General features: G+C 30.8%; 3 protein-coding genes. 2 read left to right on the top strand and 1 reads right to left on the bottom strand.

Annotation, left to right across the window (positions count from 1 at the left end):
• Positions 1 to 325 precede the first annotated feature (325 nt).
• Positions 326 to 1,531 (top strand): hypothetical protein, encoded by a 1,206-nt coding sequence (locus WMO18_RS10705; RefSeq protein ID WP_211147233.1) that lies wholly within the window; start codon positions 326 to 328, stop codon positions 1,529 to 1,531.
• Positions 1,532 to 1,741: 210 nt separating this feature from the next.
• On the opposite strand, the gene WMO18_RS10710 is transcribed toward WMO18_RS10705, so the two are convergent.
• Complete coding sequence (locus WMO18_RS10710; protein ID WP_211147234.1) at positions 1,742 to 2,275, bottom strand: hypothetical protein; 534 nt, start codon at positions 2,273 to 2,275, stop codon at positions 1,742 to 1,744.
• 77 nt (positions 2,276 to 2,352) lie between these two features.
• Between WMO18_RS10710 and WMO18_RS10715 the strand changes: the two genes are divergently transcribed.
• The gene (locus WMO18_RS10715) at positions 2,353 to 3,069 is read left to right on the top strand and encodes a tRNA lysidine(34) synthetase (protein ID WP_211147235.1); all 717 of its coding nucleotides are present in this window, start codon (positions 2,353 to 2,355) and stop codon (positions 3,067 to 3,069) included.
• Positions 3,070 to 3,345: the final 276 nt, after the last annotated feature.

Here is a 3,345-nt window from a genome sequence, read left to right on the forward strand (position 1 = left end):
TGTTCGTTGTTTAATTTTCAAGGTCCGTTATTCCTTCTGAGTTCCTTCCTTACTCTCGATTTCTCTTAAGTTTTTCCGTTCCCTCAGCGGAACGTGTTTTATTATATGCCTTTTTTCCCCTCTTGTCAACACTTTTTTGAAAAAAATTCCAATTTTTTTAAATTAATTTTAACATTACTATAACTTGTGGTTAATATTATATTGCACTACAATATACAGAATATATAATTTCAATTATAGTTGATTTATTAACTAATATCATATATAATTAAGATAAATTCTAAAAATATTTAGAAATAGAAAAAATTTTTTAAAGGAGATTTTTATGTACAATCAAATCAATGTTCAACACATTAAGAACTATTTTAGAAAACCATCTGTATTAGTTCTTACTGTCTGCAAGGCTGTCACCGTTTTTATTTCTTGCTTTTTAGGTATATTTGCCGTTGGAGCAGTTAACGACCTTTTGAGAACTTTGGCTACTGTATCTCATGATGCTGATTTATATGAGTTCTCATCTTTATCAGTTGCATCATCCATTCCTAGTGTAATTATTGATTCAATTATAGCACTTATACCTGCTGCACTTTGGTTATGGATTTACCTTTCTGCAAAAAGTAATAATATTAATAGAAAACCTGACACAGTTTTTACAGTTAACTTTGTATTTGCAGTTTTAGGTATTGTCGGTTCAGCTCTTGCAATTATTTGTTCCGGACTATTTTTCTTACTCGGTATCGGTATGGCATTACCTTATGATGATATGACTAGTTCTGAACAGGAAATGATGTCCTTTGTTTCAGCTTTACTAATTGTTGTTTCAATTATACTATTAATTAATTCTGTTATTTCATTAATCTATAGTATTGCTAAAGCTAAGTTCTTCAGTTCAGCTAAGAAAAGTATGTTTAGCGATAGAGTATATCCATCAGGTGCTGTTTACGGTATTTTTTCTATTATCCAAGCTGCAATTAATTTATTAGTATGTCTGGGAACTATTTTCTTTGGTTTTGTTCTATATAACAGTAATGAGTTTGCAACTGATATTACTGCTTTATCAGACCTACTACCTTTCATTGCTATTTCAAGGAATATTCCTCTTATCATTATTATTTCCGGTTTCACCGGTTTTATCACTGTATTTGCTTTAGTACTTGAAGGTATCATTGCTCTTGGTTACAACAAAATGGCAAAAGCAGTACCTCCTACACCTGACTTTAACCCTTACAATAACGGTTACAATCAATTTAATCAGTATAACCAAAATCAGTACAATCCTAATTTCAATGGTCAGTACAATAACGTCAACAATCAAAACTTTAATCAACCTTATCAAAACAACCAAGATTATAACAATCAGAACTTTGTAAATCAACAACCAAACCCTAATCAACAGACTGCTGTACCAAACCAGCCTGTTGATAACAACGCTTATTTTGATGGTTTTGATAATCCAAGTCAGCAGTTAAGCAATCAAATGAATCTTGAAAATCAAATCAACAACGATTTAAACAACAATCCTTACGAATAAACCATAAACTACATAAGCCACTATCAGCTAGATAGTGGCTTTCTTTTTGTCTTATTATGTTTATAACCGATAATTATTTATGTTAGAATTTCTTTTATGCCTATCATATATCATTTAATACAATGGAAATTTCAGCATATTAAAAGTACAATAATAAGCATTGTAAAAGAAAAACCTCTCAATGCAATAAACATTAAGAGGTTAAGTAAATCATTTTGCTTTGTATTCTTTGAAGAACTTTTCAGCATCTGCCTTTTTATTTTCATTCTTCTTTTCTGTACTAGAGTCCTGATAGATAAGTAGAAAATTATCATCAGCACTTAAAGTAGCATCAACCTTTTCATCAGTACCTTCATAAGTAAAGTAACCATGATTCTTAACTTCATCAATAATTTTCTTAGAAAGGTCTGTATTCTTCTTACTATCGTAACGATAAAGTTCAACATTTACATCACTATTGTTGTATTTGAAAGCATATCTTACACCTTCAACTGCACCGACTGATAGGTAGCCACCATATTCCTTTTCTTTACCATCAGTACCCTTCTGCTTTACAGGGGACATTTCTGTATTAGTAACATCTTTCTTAGGAATATAACCCTCATCTACCATTTTATCTTTTAGTGTCTGTAAAGTATCAGATAGTTTTACCTTTACATCTTTTTGCTGAGTTGTTGTTGCACAACCTGTAATACATAATGCTAACATTAAAATTGCAGCAACTAGTGTTATTGTTCTTTTCATAAAATCACCTATTTTTTTCAAAGTGTTTTTATTATACCCTATTTCTTTTTTATTTTCAATAGTATATAATAAATGTTATGGATAAGATACTAGGAAAATTTAGAGCTTGTATCGATAAATACAATATGATTGAAGAAAATGACTGTATTGCAGTTGGTGTATCCGGTGGAAAGGATAGTCTTGTACTTTTATGTGCATTAGCAAGGTTAAGGGACTTTTACCCTAAAAAATTTACAGTAAAAGCTATTACTGTTGACCCTTACTTTAAAAATAAACCGGGTAACTACCAAGCAATTAAAGAACTTTGCGAAAAAATTAATGTTGAATATATTATAAGGAAAACTTCTTTATACAACATTATCTTTGAGGACAGAAAAGAACCTAACCCTTGTTCCCTATGTGCCAGAATGAGGAGAGGAATTATTCACAACTGTGCAAAAGAAAACGGTTGTAACAAAATTGCTTTAGGTCACCATGGTGATGATGCAATTGAAACTTTCCTTATTAACCTATTTAACGGTGGCAAGATTGGTTGTTTTAGTCCGGTAACATATCTTTCAAGAAAAGATATTACCCTTATAAGACCTATGCTTTACCTATGGGAAAACGAAGTTGCCAATGCTTGTAAAAGAGAAAATCTTCCGATAGTAAAAAGCAAATGTCCTGCCGATGGTGTTACAGAAAGACAAAATACCAAAGAATACATTGCAAACCTTGAAAAAACTTACCCAGACATTAAAGCTAAGCTCTTTGGTGCTATGGAAAGAGGCAATGTTTCCGGTTTTCATCAATAAGGTTTGATTCTTTAGTTTATGTTAGGTGTGCAAATTTGGGTTTTTCAATTTTGTTTGTGGGTAAAGATAAATTTGATAAATTAGGGTTTTTCAATTTTGTCTGTGGGTAAAGGTAAGTTTGTTTTAAATTCAATCAGCTATAAAGAAAATTTATAGTGAGAATATGCATTTTACATTATATATAACTATGACTCACAGGTAATCAGAGAATTAAAAATACTACCGAACAGTTGTTTAGAGAAACTGCAAGTGAGTATTCTTCTTTAATGACACAGA

The sequence above is a fragment of the Ruminococcoides intestinihominis genome, assembly GCF_040096285.1.
Taxonomy (GTDB): Bacteria; Bacillota; Clostridia; order Oscillospirales; family Acutalibacteraceae; genus Ruminococcoides; species Ruminococcoides intestinihominis.